This window comes from Paraburkholderia antibiotica, assembly GCF_012927125.1.
GTDB classification, from domain to species: Bacteria; Pseudomonadota; Gammaproteobacteria; order Burkholderiales; family Burkholderiaceae; genus Paraburkholderia; species Paraburkholderia antibiotica.
Genome location: NZ_JABBFZ010000007.1, coordinates 241,219 through 262,340 on the forward strand (window position 1 = coordinate 241,219; position 21,122 = coordinate 262,340).

Genomic DNA, 21,122 nt, shown 5'->3' on the forward strand with positions numbered 1-21,122 from the left:
ACGTTGTGACGCAAGCGAACAGGCTCTGGCGTAGCCCGCGCGATTACACACGCCATTGCAAACATTGTTGCCGCACCGCTTCGTGCAAGGACTTTTCCTGTGCAACTACGCTGCGTAGCCACGTCGCATCGTTGACCTGACCACGAGCGATTGCACCTATTTCGGCCAACGCGTTAGTCGAACCGAGCGCCTCGGCATGCGGGCCGATCTGTTCGAGCGTTTCGAGAATATCTTCGGAAATCGTCTTGCGTTCGCCCGTTTGCGGATTGATGCAGGTGCCGCCGAGCCCGAAGCGACACGCTTCGAAGCGGTTGAACGTGTAGACCAGATAGTCGTCTTCCTTCGGCATGATCGGTTTGTCGAGCAGCAGATGGCGCGCGAGCGTCTGGATGTAGCAGGCGATCGCAGCAGCCCGGTCCACCGAAAACGGCGTATCCATTACGCGTACTTCGATCGTGCCGAAACCCGGCTTCGGCCGGATGTCCCAGTAGAAATCCTTCATGCTGTTGACCACGCCGGTGTGGACCATCTTCGAGAAATATTCCTCGAAGCTGTCCCACGTCAACACGAACGGTGCGCGGCCGGACAACGGAAACGCGAACACGGAATTCAGGCGTGCCGAATGAAATCCGGTATCGACGCCCTGCACGAACGGCGACGACGCCGACAACGCGATGAAATGCGGAATGAAGCGCGACATCGAATGCAGCAGATACAGCGCGCTGTTCGGATCCGGGCAGCCGATGTGCACGTGCTGGCCGAACACCGTGAACTGCTTCGCGAGATAGCCGTACAGCTCGGAAAGATACTGGAAGCGCGGCGTATCGACGATCTGCCGCTCGCTCCATTGCTGGAACGCATGCGTGCCGCCGCCGCACAGGCCGACGTTCAGATGATCGGCGGCGGACACCAGCGTGTCGCGAATCTTGCGCAGATCGGTCACCGCCTGTTCGTGCGACGTGCAGATGCCGGTCGACAGCTCGATCATGCTCTCGGTGATTTCCGGCGTGATATTGCCGGGGATTTTTTCATCCTTGATGAGGCGCAGCAGATCGGTGCCGGCTTTGGTCAGATCATAGTCGTGCGTATTGACGATCTGCATTTCGAGTTCGATACCGAAGGTGAACGGTTTCGAATCGATGAAGGGTTCGAGTGACATGGCGTCCCCTGAGTCAGGTCGTTTTTAAGCGAAGTGTTGAAACGGATTCTTCAAGCGCGTGTTGAACTCACCGCGCTCACTCCTCGCGCCGCTCGGAAACGAGCGCGAGGCTGCGATAGACGAGCCACGGACCAAGAATCTGCAGCACGAAAATCGTGCACATGACGATCGCGCGCAATTGCGGATCGAAATTCGGATACATGTTGTAGGTGTCGTCGACGAGCAGATACGCAAGCGCCGACATCGGCGACAACGACAAACCCAGCGCGATCCCCTGCTTCCAGTTCAGGCCGCTCGGCTTGGCGAACGCGAGTACGCCCACCAGCTTCGCCACCAGCCGAGCAACGATCAGGCCCAGCGCCGCGACGCCGCCCAACGCGATGTGCTTCCATTCGAAAGAAGTCAACGTCAGCACGAACAGGATCACCGTCAGCAGCCAGCCGGCGGTGCCGAAATGCTCCGGCCACAGTTGCGGGCGCGCTTCGTGATTCTTCACGATGATGCCGGCGGCAAGCAACGCGAGAATCGTCGACAGCTTGAACAGATGCGCCACCGCTATCGCCAGCAGCACGAGACCGAACAGCGCAACGAACGAATGCTCGTCGTGCATGTTCAGACGACGATAGAAAAACGTGCAGGTCCGCGCGAGCAGATACGCGAGCACGAGCGAGCCGACCAGCAGATACAGCGGCTGCAGAATCGTCGCGAATACGTTGCCGTAAACCTCCTGATGCAGCCAGCTCGACACGAGCTTTTCGATCACGACCGCATACATGCTGTTCAGCGCGGTCAGGGTCAGCAGACGCTGCGTGACCTGCCCTTCGGCACGCAATTCGGTTTTCAGCTGGATCACCATTGCCGGCGACGTCGCCATCGCAATCGCGGCGAGCACAGTCGCGACCATCAGCGGCACGTTCAGGAACAGCAGTACCGGCAACACCAGCGCGAACGTCAGCGTCGCCTCGGCCACGCTCGACAGGATCAGCCACGGATTGCGACGGATCCAGCGCAGATCGAGCCGGCTACCGAGTTCGAACAGCAGTAAACCGAGCGCAACGTCGAGCAGCGGCCGCGCGGCACGCGCCGAATCCACGTCGATCACGCCAAAACCGGCCGCACCGGCAATCAGACCGATCACCGCATAACCGGAAATGCGCGGTAAACGCCACGCGCGATAACACAGCTCGCCGCACAAACCGGCGGCAAGCAAGGCGAGACCCGCCCAGAAAATGGCATCGGGAGAAAGCGGCCACGCTGGCAGAAACGAAAACGCCGAATTCATCGTAATGGGTTCTCCTTGGCAGCAACGGCAGACGACACGACCGGCGCACACGCACACCGGTAAACGAGCGAACGGCTAAGAGCCTCGCTGTCGCAAGCGCTTCGCGAAGTCAGCGTTGCGATTTTTCAATAATCGGATGATCGGGAACGCGCCGCGGCCGCAAAGAACCGCAATGATTCCGGCACCTTCACGGAGGCGGAAATAGCAACCGGCACGGTGAAAGAACGCCGTCGACTTTGAATCAGATTCTGTTTGATCGACACCGTTCCGTAGCAGCGCGTGCCGCCCATCGGTGGGACACGACGCGAAAAAGAACGGCGATTGTGCCATAGCTTTTTTATTCCTGACCGAAAAGCCGTCAACTTGCTGTCAAAACGGTAAAAACGTATGCCATCTTCATGATGGGTGGCAAAAGCGACCGTTTTGCCCTATCAGCCGATGTTAACCGGTCACTCAGTCTGCATGACGTAAATGTGATTTTCATGTGCGGTTTCGTGGTTAACCGGCAGCGCTTTGGCGAGGTTTTGACGGAATTCGGCCGCTCGATGGTCAGGGCGCTAGCCCTCGCTGTTGCTGTTTACTGGTTTACCGTATGTATACGTAGTAACAGTTAACAAGCTGCCTCCGTTTCTGTGGATAACCATGGTTTACCGAGTTGAATCAATCATTTGCCGCTCGCATAACAGGATGCACAGTATGTGCGGCAGCTCCCGGTATAGGCGGACAACTTTTCGCACTTTTTCGCGATGTCCGAGTTACCCCGTTTACGTCCACAACGGTTCCACACGACTTGCGCCAGTTAACTGTGCGGTTATCCACAGGTTGGGGTGGATAACCGTTGTGGGCAGTTAACGCGGTATACGTCGCGTGGGAGGTATACCGTCACGACGGGTTAACCACGTTCCACGCTGCGACGTTAACCAGATGGTTAGATAAAGCCGCCTGCGCACACAGGTAAACACAACCGTGACCGGTTAACCCACCGTCCCCTGCCGCAACCCACGTAGCAGAAAACGTGCAGGGTCGATGTCTTCCGCGAGATCGCGTTCGAGCGGCCACGGCTCGCCTTCGATCTGCGACGCGATCAGTTCCGCGCCGAGCGCCGCCCACACGAGGCCACGCGAGCCATACGCGAACGCGCCGTACAAACCTTCCGCGCGCGGCAGATCGAGCGGCCACGCGCCACGTAGACGGGCGGCGTCGCGTGCGGCCGCGGCTTCGTCGGCGAGCTGGCCGACCATCGGCATGCGATCGCTCGTCACGCAGCGAAATGCGACGCGGCCGGCCAGCGTCGCGAGTGGCGCGCTATCCAGTGCGCCTGCAAATGCTGGCAGCATCTGTGCGACGCGTTCGATGTTTTCTCGATGACCCTCGACGCGCAGCGACGTATCCGGATCGTCGAGCTCGTAAGTGGCGCCCGTCAGCGTGACGCCGTTCGCGAGCGGCACCGCATAACCTTCGCCGATCACCGGCAACGCGAGCGGCGCGACCGAGGCCGCCGGAAGCAGGCTCAGTTGACCGCGAATGCTGCGCGTCGGCGCATGATGCAAACCGGCGATGCGCGCGGCCTCGTGCGCGCCCGCGACAATTACGACCGGCGCACGCGCGACCACCTTGCCCGCGACATCGAAAACGCTCCATTCGCCACCACTGCGTTCGATACGCGCGACGTCGACGCCGAAGTGTCGTTCGAGCAGGTCGCCGGCCGCGGCGAATTGCGCCGCACATAACGACGCGGGATCGATCCAGCCGCCGCGCGGAAACCACCAGCCGCCACGCGCAAGCGGCATGCCGGCGAGTCGCGCGGCGTCGGTGGCGGAGACCGGCGTCACGTAGTCGGATGGATAGCGGAACGCGGCGATCGCGTCGCCGATTGCGTGTGCTTCGGCGTTGTCCGCGGCGATCTGCAGCAGACCCTGAGTGCCGCGCGCGAGAGGGTGCCCTGCCCGTTCAAGCGCGTTCCAGCGATTGAGCGCGTACAGAAAACCCGCACGCGTGACGCGCGACGCGACGCTGTCGTCGCGTGAAATCATTGGGTGGAAAACGCCGGCCGGGTTGCCCGATGCATCCTGCGCGAGCGTCGCATGTCGTTCGAGCGAGCTCACGCGCCAGCCGCGCGCCGCGAGCCGCTCGATCACCGCGCAGCCGGCGAGCCCCGCGCCGATCACAACCGCATGCCGTTCCTGATGCGCGAGCGGCGCAAACGGTGCGGGTGGTTCATAGCGCCGCACGCGCCAACGCGGCGCAAAACGGCCGACCAGCATCGCGCGTTTCCAACCGAAACCGTCGACCTTGCGATACTCGAAACCGCACTGCGTCAACGCGCGTTTGATTTCGCCCGCGCTGCTATAAGTGGCGAACGTCGCGTCTTCGCCGGCGACGCGCGCGAGCGACTTGAAGATCGCCGGACTCCACAGTTCGGGATTCTTCGCCGGCGCGAAGCCGTCCAGATAGAAAGCGTCGGCGCGTAGCCGCAACGTCGGCAGGCTTTCGGCCGCGTCGGCGAAGATCAGCGTCAGCACGACGCGGCCGTCGTCGAATTCGAGGCGGTGCGTGCCGGGCACGAGCATCGGCCATGCGTTCGCGAGTGCGTCGGCGAGTTCGGCCACGAGCGGATCGCTGAATGTCGTTGCGTGCACGTGGCGCAGATCGGCTGCGCTGAACGGATGCTTTTCCGTCGAGACGAAATGCAGCCGCTCGCAGCGCGATGGATCGCTACGCCACGCGGCCCATGTGACCAGGAAGTTGATGCCCATGCCGAAGCCGGTTTCGAGCACGGTGAAAATGCGGCGGCGCTGCCATCGTTCGGGCAACGCATTGCCGCCTAGAAAGACGTAATGAGCCTGTTCGAGCGCGCCGACGGCGCTGTGATAAATGTCGTCGTAGAGCGGCGAAAACGGGCTGCCGTTGTCGCGAAAAGCGAGGACGGCGGGGATCAGCGGATCGGTCATGCGCGGCAAAAAACACGCTTAAAAGGACGCTCGACAGAGCGGGTTGGGTGGTCGGCGCGAGCGCGTCCGGTTCGCGAAGCACCGGAAAACACCCACGAGAACCCCGCGAGAGTTTTTGCTGCGTTGGCAAAAACCAACGCCAGGCCCCGTCTGGACTGGGTTTCAGCCCTCGTTTCGGGGTTTGGAGAGGGGAAATTTCGATTTCCTTGCGATAACGGCTTGAGAACCGCGCAATTCTTCGAAACCCTTATCCTGATTGGGTTTGCGCTGCGCTATCATAGCAAGCGCCGCGAAGGGAGCGGCAGCACGGCTGGCGGACGGTTTTTCATTCGTCGCGACAGATCTTCCAGATCAGGGCCGCAGCTGCTAGACGGCGCGGTGCGCGCACGTATAATCGGCGCGTTCGCGCTGTTCGTGTCAACCTAAACTCAGAAAGGAACCTTAATGAACAAACAGGAACTGATCGACGCTGTCGCAGGACAGACTGGCGCCAGCAAGGCTCAAACCGGTGAAACGCTGGACACGTTGCTTGAAGTGATCAAGAAGGCTGTGTCGAAGGGTGAAGCGGTCCAGTTGATCGGCTTCGGTAGTTTTGGTTCGGGCAAGCGCGCAGCGCGTACGGGTCGCAATCCCAAGACCGGCGAAACTATCAAGATCCCGGCTGCCAAGACCGTCAAGTTCACGGCAGGCAAGGCGTTCAAGGACGCCGTCAACAAGCGCTAAGCAGATTATTGCCGGGCAGTTGACACTCGCGAGAAACCCGCCGACGGCGGGTTTTTTTTCGTCTGCGCTTAGGCCACGCGCAAAGAAAAAAGCCGCAACCCAAGGTTGCGGCTTTTTGCATTCAAGCGCGACGAACGCCGCGCCGGGTACTTAGCCAGCGCTCAGTCGTGGCGATGCCCGCTCTTGCCGTGGCCATGTCCGCAATGCTCGCAGTCGTCGCCATGCGAGTGATCGTGATGATGATGGTGGTGACCATGACCGTGGTCATGATCGTGATCGTCGTCATCGAAGTCCCAGGCGGGGAACGGATCGGCGAAATGCTGCCAGCCTTCGGGACCGCGCGCGTATTCGTCGTCGGTGAGCAGGCACGCGTCGAACTTCGCTCGCCATACCGCCGGATCGATATCGACGCCGATCAACACCAGCTCCTGCCTACGATCGCCGATGCTCATGTCGTCCTCGTCGCCGTACCAGTCGGCGGCGATTTCGGCGTTCAGCTCGTCGTCGCCCTCCGGCCATTCGCTGCGATCCTGCGCGGCCCACCACGTGCCGGCCGGATCGGGCCGGCAAGCGCCGCCCGCCTGCGATAGCGAACCGCCGATATCGTTGCGCGTCGCGAGCCAGAAAAATCCCTTGCTGCGCAGCACGCCCTTCCACTCCTGATGCAGAAGCTCCCACAGCCGCCGCGGATGAAACGGCCGGCGCGCGCGATAGACGAAATAGCCGATGCCGTACTCGTCCGCCTCGCTGCGATGCGTGTGGCTGTGTGCGTCGCCGGCATGGTCGTGCTGATGGTCGAGCGCCGCGAGCCAGCCCGGCGCGCCCGACGTCGCGTCGAAATCGAAGCGGCCGGTATTGAACAACTGATCGAGCGGCACGTCGCCGAAGCGGCTCACCTGCTGCACCGCGCGCGGATTGAGGCGCGCGAGGATGCGCTGCAATCGATCAAGTTCATCCGCGCTAACGAGATCGGCCTTGTTCACGACCAGCACGTCGCTGAATTCGATCTGCTCGATCAGCAACTCGACGATCATGCGATCGTTTTCTTCATCGACCTCGATGTCGCGTTCGCCGAGCGTATCGGCCGAACGGTAATCGCGCAGGAAGCTGGCGGCGTCGACGACGGTGACCATCGTATCGAGCCGCGCAAGCGCGGAGAGCGGCTCGGCGTCGTGGTTGTCCTCGTCGGCAAATACGAAGGTTTCGGCGATCGGCAGCGGTTCGGCGACGCCGCTCGCTTCGATCAGCAGCGCATCGAAGCGCTGTTCGGCGGCAAGGCGGCGGACCTCGTCGAGCAGATCGTCGCGCGCCGTGCAGCAGATACAGCCGTTCGACAACTCGATGCGCTGTCCTTCATCGGCGCCCGACAACTCTGCCGTTTCGCGCACGAGCGTCGAATCGATATCGACGCTGGCCAGATCGTCGACGATCACCGCGACGCGCAAGCCGGCGCGATTCGCGAGGACGTGGTTCAGGAGCGTGGTCTTGCCGGCGCCCAGAAAACCGGAGAGCACGGTGATGGGCAATAGCGGCTGGTTCATCGCGGTACGGAAAACAGGAAGTTTGGATGGCGCGCCGCGCGCGAAGCCGGACGGACGACGCGGCTAGCGCGCCGCGCGAGCCGGCGCGAAGCCCGGCGGCAGCATGAAGCCGCATTGTGCATCAAAACGCGCGCAGGCCGCGCGAGCGCGTTAGATGGCGAGCGTGGCTGGGCCGGCGGGCAGAAAAAAACGCGGAGAAATCATCAGGAAGCGCCAGGAAGCGCGCTGAACAGCGGCTGACGTACGGCGCCACGACGCGAAAAGCCGACGCGAGAAAACGGCACGAAAAACCGCCCGCAACAACCTGCGCAAGCGCACTCAAGCAGGGACAAAAACAGGAGAAAACCGCAGTCCGCCGCGCTTACTGCGCGGACGGCATCAGCTTCCAGCTACGCAGAATCGCGACGATCTGCTGCGCGTACTTGTCGCGCAACGCCGGCGTTTCCGAGTGATACGCGCCGACCGCCTGCCAGGTATTGCCGTATTTGTTCATCTGGCGACGCAAATGCCACGCAGCGATATACACGTTCTTGCAGGGCTCCATCAGCGTGCCCTGCGAGATCCCATATTGTGCGAGCACTGGCAGATGGACCGAGTTGATCTGCATGACGCCGTAGTCGGTCGAGCCGTTCGCGTTCTTGTGCTGCGCATCCGGCCGATTGTGCGATTCCTGCCACGCGATGGCCCGCAGAATCAACGGGTTGACCTTCTGATATTTCGCCGCCTCGTCGAAGCAGTCAGCGCGTGCGGACCCGGCTGCGGCGAGCAGAGCAAGGGCGGCGGTAACAATGACGAGCGGACGTTTCATCGGTCAAGACGACTAAATAAACTCGAGGTAAGGATCGGTAAGGCGTTTGGCTTGCGGCGCCGCAGCCGCGAGAGCCGGCTGGTCGGGGCTTTGGTCAGACATCGGGGAAAACCCGCGTCGGCAAACGCATAACAGCAAGTCGAACGGCTCGTATCATACCGGCAGCCCGACTCGCGTCAAGTTGGCTAACCGACATAAGTCAGTACAAATCCGAGTGCCCCTCGTACGCGCTTTATGCGGGGTGGCTTTCAATTGAATGACAGTAATACGATCTTTTAAAAGAATCGCATCGGGCCGGCTGTTTTGTTTCAATTCCGACATGAAAAGCTGGTAGTGTTCGTTTTTTTCGGACGTCGGGGGCGGGCGCCTTGCGCAGTCTCGCAGACCGATCGGGCGGTGGCTTGCTGCCGGGTCCGCATCGCATGACCGTCGGCGGCAGCGGCCGCTGGTATCGATATCACATTCCATGAGAAGAAATTGTATGGCTTTGCGTCGCGTGGCAACGGCGCTGCTGGTGGCTGGGTTGATCACCGCGCAGACAGCACAGGCAGCGGTGACACTGAACTTCGTCAACGCCGACATCGACCAGGTCGCCAAGGCGATCGGCGCTGCAACCGGCAAGACGATCATCGTCGATCCGCGAGTCAAGGGACAGCTGAACCTCGTCTCCGAGAACTCGGTACCTGAAGATCAGGCCCTCAAGACCTTGCAATCCGCGCTGCGCATGCAGGGCTTCGCGCTCGTGCAGGATCACGGCGTACTGAAAGTGGTACCCGAAGCCGATGCGAAACTGCAGGGCGTGCCGACCTACGTCGGCAACGCGCCGACGGCGCGCGGCGACCAGGTGGTCACGCAGGTCTTCACGCTGAGGAACGAATCGGCCAATAACCTGCTGCCGGTGCTGCGTCCGCTGATCTCGCCGAACAATACCGTCGCGGCCTACCCTGCCAACAATACGATCGTCGTCACCGATTACGCGGACAACGTGCGGCGTATCGCGCAGATCATCGCGGGTGTCGACAGCGCGGCGGGCCAGTCGGTCGCGGTCGTGCCGCTGAGAAACGCCAACGCGATCGACATCGCGCAGCAGCTGAACAAGATGCTCGACCCGGGCTCGATCGGCAGCACCGATGCGACGCTGAAGGTGTCGATCACCTCCGATGCGCGCACCAATTCGCTGCTGATCCGCGCGTCGAACGGCGCGCGTCTGGCCGCCGCGAGGGAACTCGCGAAGCAGCTCGACATGCCGACCCAGATGCCTGGCAACATCCACGTCGTGCCGCTGCGCAACGCCGACGCGACCAAGCTCGCACGCACGCTGCGCGCGATGCTCGGCAAGGGCGCGGGCGGCGAAGGCGGTTCGTCGGCCAGCTCGAACGACGCGAATTCGTTCAACCAGAATTCCGGCGGCGGTGGCGGTATCGGCAGCAACAGCTCGACCGGCTCGTCCGGTACGCCGCCGCTGCCGTCAGGCGGCCTCGGCAGCAGCTCGATGTCGTCGCCGATGGGCGGTGGCGCGTCGGGCTCGAACAATAACAATGGCGGCTTTCTCGGCGGCGACAAGGAAAAGAACGAGGATCAGGGCGGCGGCATGATTACGGCCGACGCGGCGACCAACTCGCTGATCGTGACGGCGCCCGAGGCGGTGTATCGCAATCTGCGCGCGGTGATCGACCAGCTCGACGCGCGTCGCGCGCAGGTCTATATCGAAGCGCTGATCGTCGAACTGAACTCGAATACCAGCGGCAACCTCGGCATCCAGTGGCAGGTCGCGAACGGTAATCTGTTTGCCGGTACGAACCTGCAGACCGGGTCGAGCAACAGCATCATCAACCTGACCGCGGCCGCCGTGACGGCTGGTGCCGCGGGCGCCACCGGCGGCGCCGCGCTCGCGACGGGGCTCAGCGGGCTTCAGCAAGGCTTGAACGTCGGCTGGATCCACAACCTGTTCGGCGTGCAAGGCCTCGGCGCGCTGCTGCAGGCGCTGTCGCAAACCGCCGACGCGAACGTGCTGTCCACGCCGAACCTGATCACGCTCGATAACGAGGAAGCGAAGATCATCGTCGGTACCAACGTGCCGATCCAGACCGGTTCGTATTCGAACCTGACGAGCAGCACCACGAGCAGCGCGTTCAATACCTACGACCGCGTCGACATCGGTCTGACGCTGCACGTGAAGCCGCAGATCACCGACGGCGGCATCCTCAAGCTGCAGCTCTACACCGAAGACTCGGCGATCGTGAACGGCACCAACAACGCGACGACGAACCCGGCGGGCCCGGAATTCACGAAGCGTTCGATTCAGTCGACCGTGCTGTGCGACAACGGCGAGATCATCGTGCTCGGCGGCCTGATGCAGGACAACTACCAGGTCAGCAACAGCAAGGTGCCGCTGCTCGGCGACATTCCGTGGATCGGCCAGCTGTTCCGCTCGGAGCAGAAGACCCGCAACAAGACCAACCTGATGGTGTTCCTGCGTCCGGTGATCCTGAGCGACCACGATACCACGCAGGCCGTTACGGCGAACCGCTACGACTACATCCAGGGCGTGCAGGGCGCGTACCGTTCGGATAACCGCGTGATGCGCGATCGCGACGATCCGGTCGTGCCGCCGATGCCGATCGGCCCGAGCCAGGGTGGCGTGCCCGCGATGAACCTGTTCAATCTGGACCAGATGCGCCGTCAGCAGGCGACGCCGCAGGCACCGCAACAGGTGCCGCAGCAGAGCGTGCCGCAAACCGTGCAGCCGGCTCAACAGGTCGTGCCGCCGACGGTCTCTCCGGTTCCGCAAACGATTCCGCAGACCGTGTCGCCGCAGCTGACGACGCAACCCGCGGTGGTCGAGCCGGGCACGTCGTCGTCGGGAGCGCGTCCGTGACGCAGACCGCCGCGCACACCGCGCAATCGCAACGCCCGCACAACGGCGATGCCGTCGCCGCCGGCGAGCGCGCGGCGCCCTCGCCGCTCGCCGCCCGGCTGGTGCCGTACGGCTTTGCGCGTAGCGGCCAGATCCTGGTCGCGCATCAGCACGCCGACAGCATCGAAGTCTGGATCAGCGAGCGCACCAGCGAGGCCGCGCTCGCCGAAGTCGCGCGCAACTACGGCGCGGTGTCGGTGGTGCGTGTGCCCGCCGACGAACTCGCGCAGGCGATCAACCAGGCGTACGCGCGCCAGGACGGCAGCGCCGCGCAGGTGGTCGGCGAAGTGGAAGGCGAAGTCGATCTGTCGCGGCTGATGCAGGACATTCCCGAGGTCGAGGATCTGCTCGAATCGGAAGACGACGCGCCGATCATCCGCATGATCAACGCGCTGCTCACGCAAGCGGCGCGCGAGCAGGCATCGGATATTCACATCGAGCCGTTCGAGAACGCGTCGGTGGTGCGTTTTCGCGTCGACGGCACGCTGCGCGATGTCGTGCGGCCGAAAAAAGCGCTGCACGGCGCGCTGATTTCGCGGATCAAGATCATGGCGCAGCTCGATATCGCCGAGAAGCGTCTGCCGCAGGACGGCCGCATTACGCTGCGCGTCGGCGGTCGTCCGGTCGACGTGCGGGTCTCGACGCTGCCGACCGGTCACGGCGAGCGCGCGGTGCTGCGTCTGCTCGAAAAAGACGCGTCGCGCCTGAATCTCGAAGCGCTCGGCATGGCGTCCGACACGCTCGGCCAGTTCGACAAGCTGATCGGCAAGCCGCACGGCATCGTGCTCGTCACCGGGCCGACCGGCTCCGGTAAGACGACGACGCTGTACGCGTCGATGTCGCGACTCGAAACCGAGACCACCAACATCATGACGGTGGAAGATCCGATCGAATACGACCTCGCCGGCATCGGCCAGACCCAGGTCAACGAACGGATCGGCATGACCTTCGCGCGCGCGCTGCGCTCGATTCTGCGGCAGGACCCGGACGTCATCATGATCGGTGAAATCCGCGACCTCGAAACCGCGCAGATCGCGGTGCAGGCCTCGCTGACCGGCCACCTCGTGCTGGCGACGCTGCATACGAACGACGCGGCCTCGGCCGTCACGCGTCTGACCGACATGGGTGTCGAGCCGTATCTGCTGGCGTCGTCGCTGCTCGGCGTGCTCGCGCAGCGGCTGGTGCGGCGGCTGTGTCCGGTGTGCCGCGAAGAGCGCACCGAGGACGACGGTAGCAAGCGCTGGCATCCGGTCGGTTGCGACCGTTGCGGCCAGTCCGGTTATGCCGGGCGACGCGGCGTCTATGAACTATTGCTGATCGACGAGTCGATCCGCTCGCTGATTCACCGCAACGCGGCGGACGCGGAAATTCTCGCGGCCGCCCGCGCGCAGGGCATGCGCACGCTGCGCGACGATTCGGAGCGCTGGCTCGAATCGGGGCTGACGTCGCTGGAAGAAGTGATTCGCGTGACGGGCGGAGTGTAAGCGCATGCCGGCATTTCGTTTCGAAGCGATCGACGCGGCGGGCAAGGCGCAAAAAGGCGTGCTCGACGCGGACAGCGCGCGCGGCGCGCGCACGAATCTGCGCTCGCAGGGACTGACGCCGCTCGTCGTCGAACCGGCGGCATCGCGCACTCGCGGCGAGCGCAACCAGCGGCTCGCGTTCGGGCGGCGACTGTCGCAGCGCGAACAGGCGATTCTCACGCGGCAACTCGCGAGTCTGCTGATCGCCGGCTTGCCGCTCGATGAAGCGCTCGCGGTGCTGACCGAGCAGTCGGAGCGCGATTACATCCGCGAGCTGATGGCGTCGATTCGCGCCGAAGTGCTCGGCGGTCATTCGCTTGCTAACGCGCTGCAGCAGCACCCGAAGGATTTTCCCGAGATTTACCGCGCGCTGGTTGCAGCCGGCGAACACACGGGCAAGCTCGGTCTGGTGCTGTCTCGCCTCGCCGATTACATCGAGCAGCGCAACGCGCTGAAGCAGAAGATCGTGCTGGCGTTCACGTATCCGACGATCGTCACGATCATCGCATTCGGCATCGTCACGTTCCTGCTCAGCTACGTGGTGCCGCAGGTCGTCAACGTGTTCGCGAGCACCAAGCAGCAACTGCCGATCCTCACCGTGATGATGATGGCGCTGTCGGGCTTCGTGCGGCACTGGTGGTGGGCGATGCTGATCGGCGTGCTGGTGCTCGTCTATCTGGTGCGCGCCACGCTGAAGCAGTCCGGCCCGCGTCTCGCGTTCGATCGCTGGCTGCTGACCGCGCCACTGATCGGCAAGCTCGTGCGCGGCTATAACACCGTGCGTTTCGCGAGCACGCTCGGCATTCTGACCGCGGCCGGCGTGCCGATTCTGCGCGCACTGCAGGCCGCGGCCGAAACGCTCAGCAACAACGCGATGCGCGAGAACATCGACGATGCGATCGTGCGCGTGCGCGAAGGCACGTCGCTGTCGCGCGCGCTCGGCAATACGAAGACGTTTCCGCCGGTGCTCGTGCACCTGATCCGTTCGGGCGAAGCGACCGGCGACGTGACGACGATGCTCGATCGCGCGGCCGACGGCGAAGCGCGCGAGCTGGAGCGTCGCACGATGTTCCTGACGAGCCTGCTCGAACCGTTGCTGATTCTGGCGATGGGGGGCGTGGTGCTGGTGATCGTGCTGGCGGTGATGCTGCCGATCATCGAGTTGAACAACCTCGTGCAGTAGCGGCACGCACGAGGCAGTAACAGGAAACGGTAAGGACTACGAGGAACGATAGCGCGGCATGAAGTGCGTTAGCCGCGCAATCGTTTAGCGCACGTATTTAGCGTACGTAGATGGTGGGACCGCCGGTGTTGGCGGGCAGGAAGATTTCGGAATGCGCGCCGTTGCGGTCGATGATGATCGAGCGGGCCCGCACTTCGGAGAGTTTCGTGCCCTGCATCAGCGTGCTGCCGAGCGACACCGCGTGCGGCGGCTCGCCACCGACGCTGACGATCGCCGCGGCGCCTCGGGTCAGCGCGAGGATGCCGAACAGATGGATGTCCTGATTGACGTTGCGCGTGAGCTGACCGCCGAACAGCGTCGCAGCCTGGTCGGTCGAGACCTGCGCATGCGCGGCGGCGGCCGGCAACGGCGCGCCGGACATCGTGGTGAGCGTGATGACCCAGTAGGTCAGCGTCGCGCAGAAGGCGGCGAACAGCGCGAGCGACAGGAGGCGGATTTGGATGGCGTTCATGCGCACATTGTACGGACTATTGTGAAAATTTCGGTGGGTTGAAACCCTTCAACTCCATGACATTAAAATGACTCGCCCGGCCTGCTCGCGCAGCGCCACGAGTCGAACATTTCACCTGAAACGAGGTAAGCAAGCTATGCAACTGTCGACCATTCGCCGTGCGGGGAACGCGGGTTCGCGCAGCCGTCGTCAGCGCGGTTTTACGCTGATCGAAATCATGGTCGTGATCGCGATTCTCGGCATTCTCGCCGCGCTGATCGTGCCGAAGATCATGAGCCGTCCGGACGAAGCGCGGCGCGTCGCCGCGAAGCAGGACATCGGCACCGTGATGCAGGCGTTGAAGCTCTATCGTCTCGACAACGGCCGTTATCCGACCCAGGAGCAGGGCCTGCGCTCGCTGATCGAAAAGCCGAGCACGGACCCGGTGCCGAACAACTGGAAGGACGGCGGCTATCTCGAGCGTCTGCCGAACGACCCGTGGGGCAATGCGTACCAGTACCTGAATCCGGGCGTGCACGGCGAGATCGACGTGTTCAGCTACGGCGCCGACGGCAAACCGGGCGGCGAAGGCAACGATGCCGACGTCGGGTCCTGGCAATAACGCGGCCCGCACGGCGAAACCCACGATGTTCATGCACGCGCTTGCTTCACTGCCCGCTTCAGCGTTCGCCTTGCTGCCCGGCTCGCTGCCCGCTTTGCCGCTGTCTTCACGACGCGACGAATGCAAAAAAGACGCAGGCGCAGGCGAGCGTGAAGCGCGCGTGCTCCACCGATGCGTTGTAGTCTGATATTCCGTTGATCGTCGATGGCCGGCACTATGCGCACGTCCGCTTGCAAGTCCCGTGTGGACACTCCGTGTACGGCTTCGCGGCCGCGCGCCAGCCGACGCCGTCGCGCGGCCGGCTTCACGCTGCTCGAAATGATGGTGGTGCTGGTGATCGCGGGTCTGCTGGTATCGCTGACCGCGGTGACGATGACGCGTAACCCGCGCACCGATCTGAACGAGGAAGCGCAGCGTCTCGCGCTGCTGTTCGAATCCGCCGGCGACGAAGCGCAGGTGCGCGCACGACCCATCGCGTGGCAGCCGTTCGAGGGCGGCTTCCGTTTCGATCAGCGCACCCAGGACGGCTGGCGTCCGCTGCGCGACGATCTGCTCGGCCCGCGTCAGTGGGAAGGCGGCGTGACCGGCGTCGCGATCAGCTACCCCGGCTCGGATTCGCAGGCCGACCGGATCGTGTTCGGCACCGAGGCGATCGACGTGCCGGTGCAGGTCACGCTGTTTTCGGCGGCCGGACAGGCGACCATCGTCGGTACCGGCAATGGCCGCTACGAGGTGCGCTGAAATGCCGACGCGTCGTCGTAGCACGATCTGCACCCCTTCCCTTTTCAAGATGCACGACACCGCACGGCGCGCGCAGCGCGGCTTCACGATGATCGAAGTGCTGGTCGCGCTCGCGATCATCGCGGTCGCGCTGGCCGCATCGATTCGCGCGGTCGGCAGTCTCGCGAGCGGCGAAGTCGACCTGCACCGGCGGCTGCTCGCCGGCTGGAGCGCCGACAACGCGCTCGCGCAACTGCATCTGACGCATACATGGCCGAACGTCGGCTCGACGAGTTTCGACTGCTCGCAAGGTAATCTGCAATTGCTCTGTACCGAACGTGTGACGGCGACGCCGAATCCGGTGTTTCGCCGTGTCGAAGTGATGGTGACGATGCCGGGACACTCCGGCAATCTCGCCCAGATGGTCACGGTGGTCGCCAATGAAAGCAACCGCTCGCTCTGAGCGCCGGCGCCGTCACGGCGCGCGCGGCTTCACGCTGATCGAACTGCTGGTCGCGATCGCGATCCTGGCGGTGATCGCGGTGCTGTCGTGGCGCGGGCTCGATCAGATCATCCGTGGCCGCACCGCGATCACCAACGCAATGGAAGACGAGCGCGTGTTCGCGCAGCTGTTCGACCAGATGCGCATCGACGCGCGCCAGGCCGCCAGCGACGACGAATCCGGCGGCGCCGCGATTTCGGTGTCCGGCAACACGCTGCAGATCGTGCGGCACCTGCAGCTGCCCGGCAGCGCGCCGCGTTTGCAGGTGGTGCGCTATCTGATCTCGAATGGCCGCGTGGTGCGCTACGCGTCGCCGCCGCTCGGCAACGTCGGCGAATTGCGGCGCGCGCTGGGCGGTAGCGACGAAGGCTGGAGCTCGGTGCCGCTGATGGGCGGCGTCGGTGCGATTTCGGCGCGCATGTACGTGCCGAAGCTCGGCTGGACCACCCAGATGAGCGACGTGCAGACCGCGATGAGCGAGAACCTCAATAACCTGAAGGTGCCGCAGCTCGGCAATGCGCCGCTGCCGCGTTCGGTGTCGGGGCTCGAGGTGAGCATCGGCGCGACCTCGCTCGCGCGGCCGATCCAGCGCGTTTTTCTGATCGGAGAATGAGATGACGTTCTCCTCGTGGTTGAAGCGGCGGGTTGCAACAGGGGCGCGTGGCGACGGGTTTGCTTCTGCGGCTGCGGCGGCATGTGCGATGGCGGCCGCGCGTGGGTGTGACACGCGCACCGCATGCGCGGCGTCGAGCGATTCCGAACGGGCCGCGCGGCATAGGGCCGGACACATGCGCACGTACACACGTGAACGCACACGCGAACGCGGCGCGGCCATCATCAGCGCGCTGCTGGTCGTCGCGCTGTCGGCGATCCTAGTGTCGGGGATGCTGTGGCGCCAGCAGGTGCAGGTGCGCCGGATCGAAAATCAGCGGCTGCTATCGCAGGCTCAATGGGTCGCGCGCGGCGCGCTCGACTGGACGCGGCTGATCCTGCGCTCCGAAGGCGATACGTCGGCGGGCATCACGTATCTGGGCGGCTTGTGGGGCGTGCCGATCGCAAAAACGCGGCTGTCCGACTTTCTCGGCCAGATCGGCGAGGTGCGTGCCGAGCAAGGCGCGGCCACTTACCTGTCCGGCTCGATCGAGGATGCGCAGGCGAAGTTCAATCTGCGCAATCTGGTGGCGAGCCCCGCGCCCGGTGTGATGCAGATGAGCGCCGAGCAGGTCGCCGCCTATCAGCGTCTGCTGGTGTCGCTCGGGCTGAGCGGCCAGCTCGCGAAGGCGACCGCGCTGCAGATGCGCGCGGGCCTGTCGCAATCGGTGACGCGCTTTCAGACTGGCACCGCGGCCACCAGCACGACTGCGGTCGGCGGTGGCACGTCGAGCGGCGGCATGACGAACCAGCCCGGCATGGAAGATGGTGACGACAACGTCGCGGTCGCGCCGCTGCTGATGACGGGCGTCGATTCGCTGCTCGACGTGCCCGGCTACACGCCGGAAATCGTCGCGCGGTTGCGCCCGTTCGTCACCGTGTTGCCGACCACCACCGCGATCAATATGAACACCGCGTCGGCCGAGGTGATCGCGGCCGTCGTGACGGGGATGACGCTGTCGCAGGCGCAGTCGTTGGTCGCGCGTCGGCAGACGGTGTTTTTCCGCAACGTCAGCGACGTGCAGCTCGCGCTGACTGCGTCCGGCGTGCAATCGACGTCGCTCGATCCGAACCAGCTCGACGTCAATTCGAGCTACTTCCTGGTCCACGGCAGCGTGCAGCACGAGCGCGCGGAAGTGGACCGCACGACGCTCGTCTATCGCGATCCGTTGACTCACACTACGCGTATCGTGCGGGTACAAGACCAACTATGAACAACGCAATCCACAGAGAGAGTGGCCTTTGAGCACGCTGATCGTTCTATTGCCGCCGCGTGATCCGGCGGTGCCCTCGCAGGAATGGCAACTGCCCGAGTTGCCGTTCCTGCTGCTCGACAAGACCGGACGCACGCAGCGCGCCGGCCGCTCGGCGCTCCCGCTGCTGCCGCGCGCGGGCACGGTGGTGCTGATGGTCGCCGCGCGCGACCTGCTGCTGATGCCCGCGACGCTGCCGCCGCTGTGCGGCCCGAAGCTGCGTCAGGCGCTACCGAACATCGTCGAGGATCAACTGATCCAGGACCCGCAGACCTGCCATATCGCGGTCGATCCGCAGGCGCTCGCCGATGGCCGGCAACTCCTCGCGATCGTCGATCGCGGCTGGTTCCGCTTCATCTGCGAGGCCTTCACGGCCGCCGGTCATCGTAGCCTGCGCGCGGTGCCGGTCACGCGTTGTCTGCCGCAGGCGCCGGTGGCGGAGACGGTCGCGAGCCTCGCCGAAACCGCCGCAGCGCATGCCGACGCGCGCGAGCCTGTGCTGGCCGGTGCGGCTGGGGCGGCAGGTGTCGCGACGTCGTTGCCGGGCGTTGCGCCGGTGGTCGCGCCCGAGGTGCCGTCGGTCGTGCCGATGGTCGCCGCGGTGCTCGGCGCGGTCGTGCAAACCGCGCCCGCGCTGCTGCTGGAAGGCGCGGTGGAAAGTAGCGGCGTGCCGCGTGTCGAACTTGCGATTGCGCGCGGTCTGCAGGGCGAAGGTCTCGCTGCGCCCGCCGACGCGGTGAACGCGACGCTGAGCGCGCTTGCGGGCGCGGCGCTGGTGTCGCTGTACATGCTGACCGAAGTGCCCGGCAACGAGCCGAGCCACGCGACGACGAGTCCGGCGCGGCTCGCCGCGCACATCCACGGTGCGAGTCCGCTGCCGTTCGAGCAGCTCGCGCGGCGCGCGCTCGAATGCCGCTTCGACCTGTGCCAGTTCGAATTCGCGTCGCAGCCGTGGCGCCTCGATCGCGCGACGCTGCGACGTCTGCGTCTGCCGATCGCGCTGGGGCTCGGCGCGCTCGTCGTCGCGATCATCGGCGCGAACGTGCAGTGGCTGATGCTCGCGCGCCAACGCGACGCGATCAACACGCAGATGACGGAGCTGCTGCTCAACACGTTCCCGAAGACCACGGTCGTGCTCGACGCGCCCGATCAGATGGCCCGCCAGGTGCAGCAATTGCGGGTCGCGGCGGGCGAGCTGTCGCCGGAAGATTTCCTGTCGCTCGCCGATGGTCTTGCGCGCTCGCTGTCGCCGTTGCCGGTCAACGGTCTCGCCGCGCTCGACTACCACGACCATCGCCTCGACGTGACCTTCAAGCCCGAGATCAAGGTCGACCCCGACTTCGCGAAGCGCCTCGCGCGCAACGGCCTGACTGGCGCGATCGACAGCAGTACCGGCAAGTGGACCATCAGGAACGGACAATGAAAGCTGAACTCGCTCAAACCTGGGCTGGCTTCTGGGGCCAGCGCACCGACCGCGAAAAGGCGCTGCTGACGTGGGGCGGCGGTGTGCTGGCGGTGGTGATCGCGTGGTCGGTGCTGTGGGCGCCGGCGCAGGACGGCCGCTCGCATCTGCGCGAATCGCTGCCGAGCCTGCAACGCCAGCTCGCGCAGATGACCGCGCAGGCCAACGAGGCGCGTTCGCTGTCGGCGGCCGCGCAAGGCGTCGCGCCGACCGGCGCGGCACTGAAGGACGCGCTGTCGGCGTCGCTCGGCGATCATGGTCTGGCCGCGACGCAGGTGCAGTTCGTCGGCAACGCGGTGCAGGTGCAGATGAAGAACGTGTCGTTTCCGGCATGGACCGCGTGGGTCGACGACGTGCGCCGGCAGTTCAAGGTGCAGGTCTCGGAGGCGCACATCACCGCGTTGAAGGACGACGGCCAGGTGGATCTGACGGTGGCGATGCAGCCGTCGACCGCGAAATAAACGCGCGCCGCTCGCTACAGGATCTCGCATGAATTACTGGATGTGGCGCCTGCGCAAGGCGCTGCCGTGGCTGGTGGTCGCGGCGCTGTCGATCGCGGTCGTGGCGCTCGCGTTGCTGCCGGCCGCGTGGATCACGCCGCAGTTCGCGCGGCAGACGCACGGGCACGTGAATCTCGTCGACGCCGATGGCTCGCTGTGGCACGGCTCGGCCACGCTGATGCTGGCCGCCGGTTCCGATCTGAGCGCGGCGACGTTGCTGCCCGGCCGGATCGAGTGGCACACGGCGTTCTGGCCGCTCTTCACCGGACGCGTGCGGATGGTGATGCGTCATAGCGAGGCGATGCCCGACCCGATCACCGTCGATGCGACGCCGCGCGGCGCGACCGTGACGCCGGGCGCGCTGGCGGTGCCGGCGTCGCTGCTGGTGGGGCTCGGCGCGCCGTTCAACACGCTCGATCTGCAGGGCAACGTGCAGCTGTCGTGGTCCGACTGGCGCAGCTTCAACGGCGAGGCGTTCGGTCAGATGACCATCACGCTCGACAAGGTCAGCTCGCGCGTGTCGATGGTCAAGCCGCTCGGCTCGTACCGGGTGGTGTTTCAGGCGCAGGGCACGTCGTCGACGTTCAATCTGACGACGCTCAAGGGACCGTTGATGCTGAACGGCAACGGCACGGTGTCGGCCGCGTCGACGTCGTTCCATGGCACGGCGAGCGCGGCGCCGGAGCAGCACGATAACCTCGCCGGCTTGCTGAATCTGCTGGGGCGGCCGAGTGGGCCGGATACGGTGGCGCTGACGTTTGTGCACTGAGGGCTACGGGCGCTACCTGGCGCGATGGTGATGGTGCGCCGGTGCGCGGTTGATGTGCCAGCGGTG

The 21,122-nt window shown here is 64.6% G+C and carries 18 protein-coding genes; 12 read left to right on the forward strand and 6 right to left on the reverse strand.

Translation table 11 applies throughout. The annotated features are described in order from the left end of the window. Positions 1 to 43 precede the first annotated feature (43 nt). The 3 genes from HHL14_RS15110 to mnmC all read right to left on the reverse strand — a co-directional run bounded on the left by HHL14_RS15110 (position 44) and on the right by mnmC (position 5,392). The gene (locus HHL14_RS15110) at positions 44 to 1,159 is read right to left on the reverse strand and encodes a YbdK family carboxylate-amine ligase (protein WP_169498416.1); all 1,116 of its coding nucleotides are present in this window, start codon (positions 1,157 to 1,159) and stop codon (positions 44 to 46) included. 76 nt (positions 1,160 to 1,235) lie between these two features. Next, complete coding sequence (locus HHL14_RS15115; RefSeq protein ID WP_169498417.1) at positions 1,236 to 2,441, reverse strand: cation:proton antiporter; 1,206 nt, start codon at positions 2,439 to 2,441, stop codon at positions 1,236 to 1,238. Positions 2,442 to 3,415: 974 nt separating this feature from the next. Continuing rightward, the gene (mnmC, locus tag HHL14_RS15120; protein ID WP_169498418.1) at positions 3,416 to 5,392 is read right to left on the reverse strand and encodes a bifunctional tRNA (5-methylaminomethyl-2-thiouridine)(34)-methyltransferase MnmD/FAD-dependent 5-carboxymethylaminomethyl-2-thiouridine(34) oxidoreductase MnmC; all 1,977 of its coding nucleotides are present in this window, start codon (positions 5,390 to 5,392) and stop codon (positions 3,416 to 3,418) included. 444 nt (positions 5,393 to 5,836) lie between these two features. On the opposite strand from mnmC, the gene HHL14_RS15125 reads away from it, so the two are divergent. Continuing rightward, positions 5,837 to 6,115, forward strand: coding sequence for an HU family DNA-binding protein (locus HHL14_RS15125; protein WP_085482965.1), 279 nt, complete (start codon positions 5,837 to 5,839; stop codon positions 6,113 to 6,115). 161 nt (positions 6,116 to 6,276) lie between these two features. On the opposite strand, the gene HHL14_RS15130 is transcribed toward HHL14_RS15125, so the two are convergent. Both HHL14_RS15130 and HHL14_RS15135 read right to left on the reverse strand, forming a co-directional pair. Beyond that, positions 6,277 to 7,656: a GTP-binding protein gene (locus tag HHL14_RS15130; protein ID WP_169498419.1), complete on the reverse strand. Its 1,380-nt coding sequence runs from the start codon at positions 7,654 to 7,656 to the stop codon at positions 6,277 to 6,279. 361 nt (positions 7,657 to 8,017) lie between these two features. Then, positions 8,018 to 8,464: a lytic transglycosylase domain-containing protein gene (locus HHL14_RS15135; protein ID WP_169498420.1), complete on the reverse strand. Its 447-nt coding sequence runs from the start codon at positions 8,462 to 8,464 to the stop codon at positions 8,018 to 8,020. Between the two features lie 481 nt (positions 8,465 to 8,945). Here HHL14_RS15135 and gspD point away from each other — a divergent pair, with 481 nt between their 5' ends. The 3 genes from gspD to gspF are packed head-to-tail and all read left to right on the forward strand — an operon-like array spanning position 8,946 to position 14,087. Next, a complete protein-coding gene (gene gspD / locus HHL14_RS15140; protein WP_169498421.1) occupies positions 8,946 to 11,342 on the forward strand; it encodes a type II secretion system secretin GspD in 2,397 nt (798 codons plus the stop codon). Further along, positions 11,339 to 12,865 carry a type II secretion system ATPase GspE gene (gene gspE, locus HHL14_RS15145; protein ID WP_169498422.1) on the forward strand — a complete coding sequence of 509 codons (1,527 nt, stop codon included), beginning with the start codon at positions 11,339 to 11,341 and terminating at the stop codon, positions 12,863 to 12,865. The genes gspD and gspE overlap by 4 nt, the downstream gene beginning before the upstream one ends. Positions 12,866 to 12,869: 4 nt before the next feature. Further along, positions 12,870 to 14,087: a type II secretion system inner membrane protein GspF gene (gene gspF / locus HHL14_RS15150; protein WP_169498423.1), complete on the forward strand. Its 1,218-nt coding sequence runs from the start codon at positions 12,870 to 12,872 to the stop codon at positions 14,085 to 14,087. Between the two features lie 97 nt (positions 14,088 to 14,184). On the opposite strand, the gene HHL14_RS15155 is transcribed toward gspF, so the two are convergent. Beyond that, a complete protein-coding gene (locus HHL14_RS15155) occupies positions 14,185 to 14,598 on the reverse strand; it encodes a type II secretion system protein N (protein ID WP_169498424.1) in 414 nt (137 codons plus the stop codon). Positions 14,599 to 14,734: 136 nt separating this feature from the next. Here HHL14_RS15155 and gspG point away from each other — a divergent pair, with 136 nt between their 5' ends. From gspG to HHL14_RS15195, 8 genes are all read left to right on the forward strand, one after another. Further along, positions 14,735 to 15,199 carry a type II secretion system major pseudopilin GspG gene (gene gspG / locus HHL14_RS15160; protein WP_169498425.1) on the forward strand — a complete coding sequence of 155 codons (465 nt, stop codon included), beginning with the start codon at positions 14,735 to 14,737 and terminating at the stop codon, positions 15,197 to 15,199. Positions 15,200 to 15,403: 204 nt separating this feature from the next. Then, a complete protein-coding gene (locus HHL14_RS15165) occupies positions 15,404 to 15,940 on the forward strand; it encodes a GspH/FimT family pseudopilin (protein ID WP_169498426.1) in 537 nt (178 codons plus the stop codon). Between the two features lie 49 nt (positions 15,941 to 15,989). Next, the gene (gspI, locus tag HHL14_RS15170; protein WP_169498448.1) at positions 15,990 to 16,382 is read left to right on the forward strand and encodes a type II secretion system minor pseudopilin GspI; all 393 of its coding nucleotides are present in this window, start codon (positions 15,990 to 15,992) and stop codon (positions 16,380 to 16,382) included. Continuing rightward, positions 16,360 to 17,034, forward strand: a complete 675-nt coding sequence (locus HHL14_RS15175) for a PulJ/GspJ family protein (RefSeq protein WP_169498427.1) — start codon at positions 16,360 to 16,362, stop codon at positions 17,032 to 17,034. Before gspI ends, HHL14_RS15175 begins: the two co-directional genes overlap by 23 nt. A gap of 175 nt (positions 17,035 to 17,209) precedes the next feature. Beyond that, positions 17,210 to 18,286: a type II secretion system minor pseudopilin GspK gene (gene gspK / locus HHL14_RS15180; protein WP_169498428.1), complete on the forward strand. Its 1,077-nt coding sequence runs from the start codon at positions 17,210 to 17,212 to the stop codon at positions 18,284 to 18,286. Between the two features lie 28 nt (positions 18,287 to 18,314). Next, complete coding sequence (gene gspL, locus HHL14_RS15185; protein ID WP_169498429.1) at positions 18,315 to 19,748, forward strand: type II secretion system protein GspL; 1,434 nt, start codon at positions 18,315 to 18,317, stop codon at positions 19,746 to 19,748. Further along, positions 19,745 to 20,248, forward strand: a complete 504-nt coding sequence (locus tag HHL14_RS15190; protein WP_169498430.1) for a type II secretion system protein M — start codon at positions 19,745 to 19,747, stop codon at positions 20,246 to 20,248. The genes gspL and HHL14_RS15190 overlap by 4 nt, the downstream gene beginning before the upstream one ends. A 28-nt stretch (positions 20,249 to 20,276) precedes the next feature. Further along, on the forward strand, positions 20,277 to 21,056 hold the full coding sequence (locus tag HHL14_RS15195) for a type II secretion system protein N (protein WP_169498431.1): 780 nt from the start codon (positions 20,277 to 20,279) through the stop codon (positions 21,054 to 21,056). Positions 21,057 to 21,122: the final 66 nt, after the last annotated feature.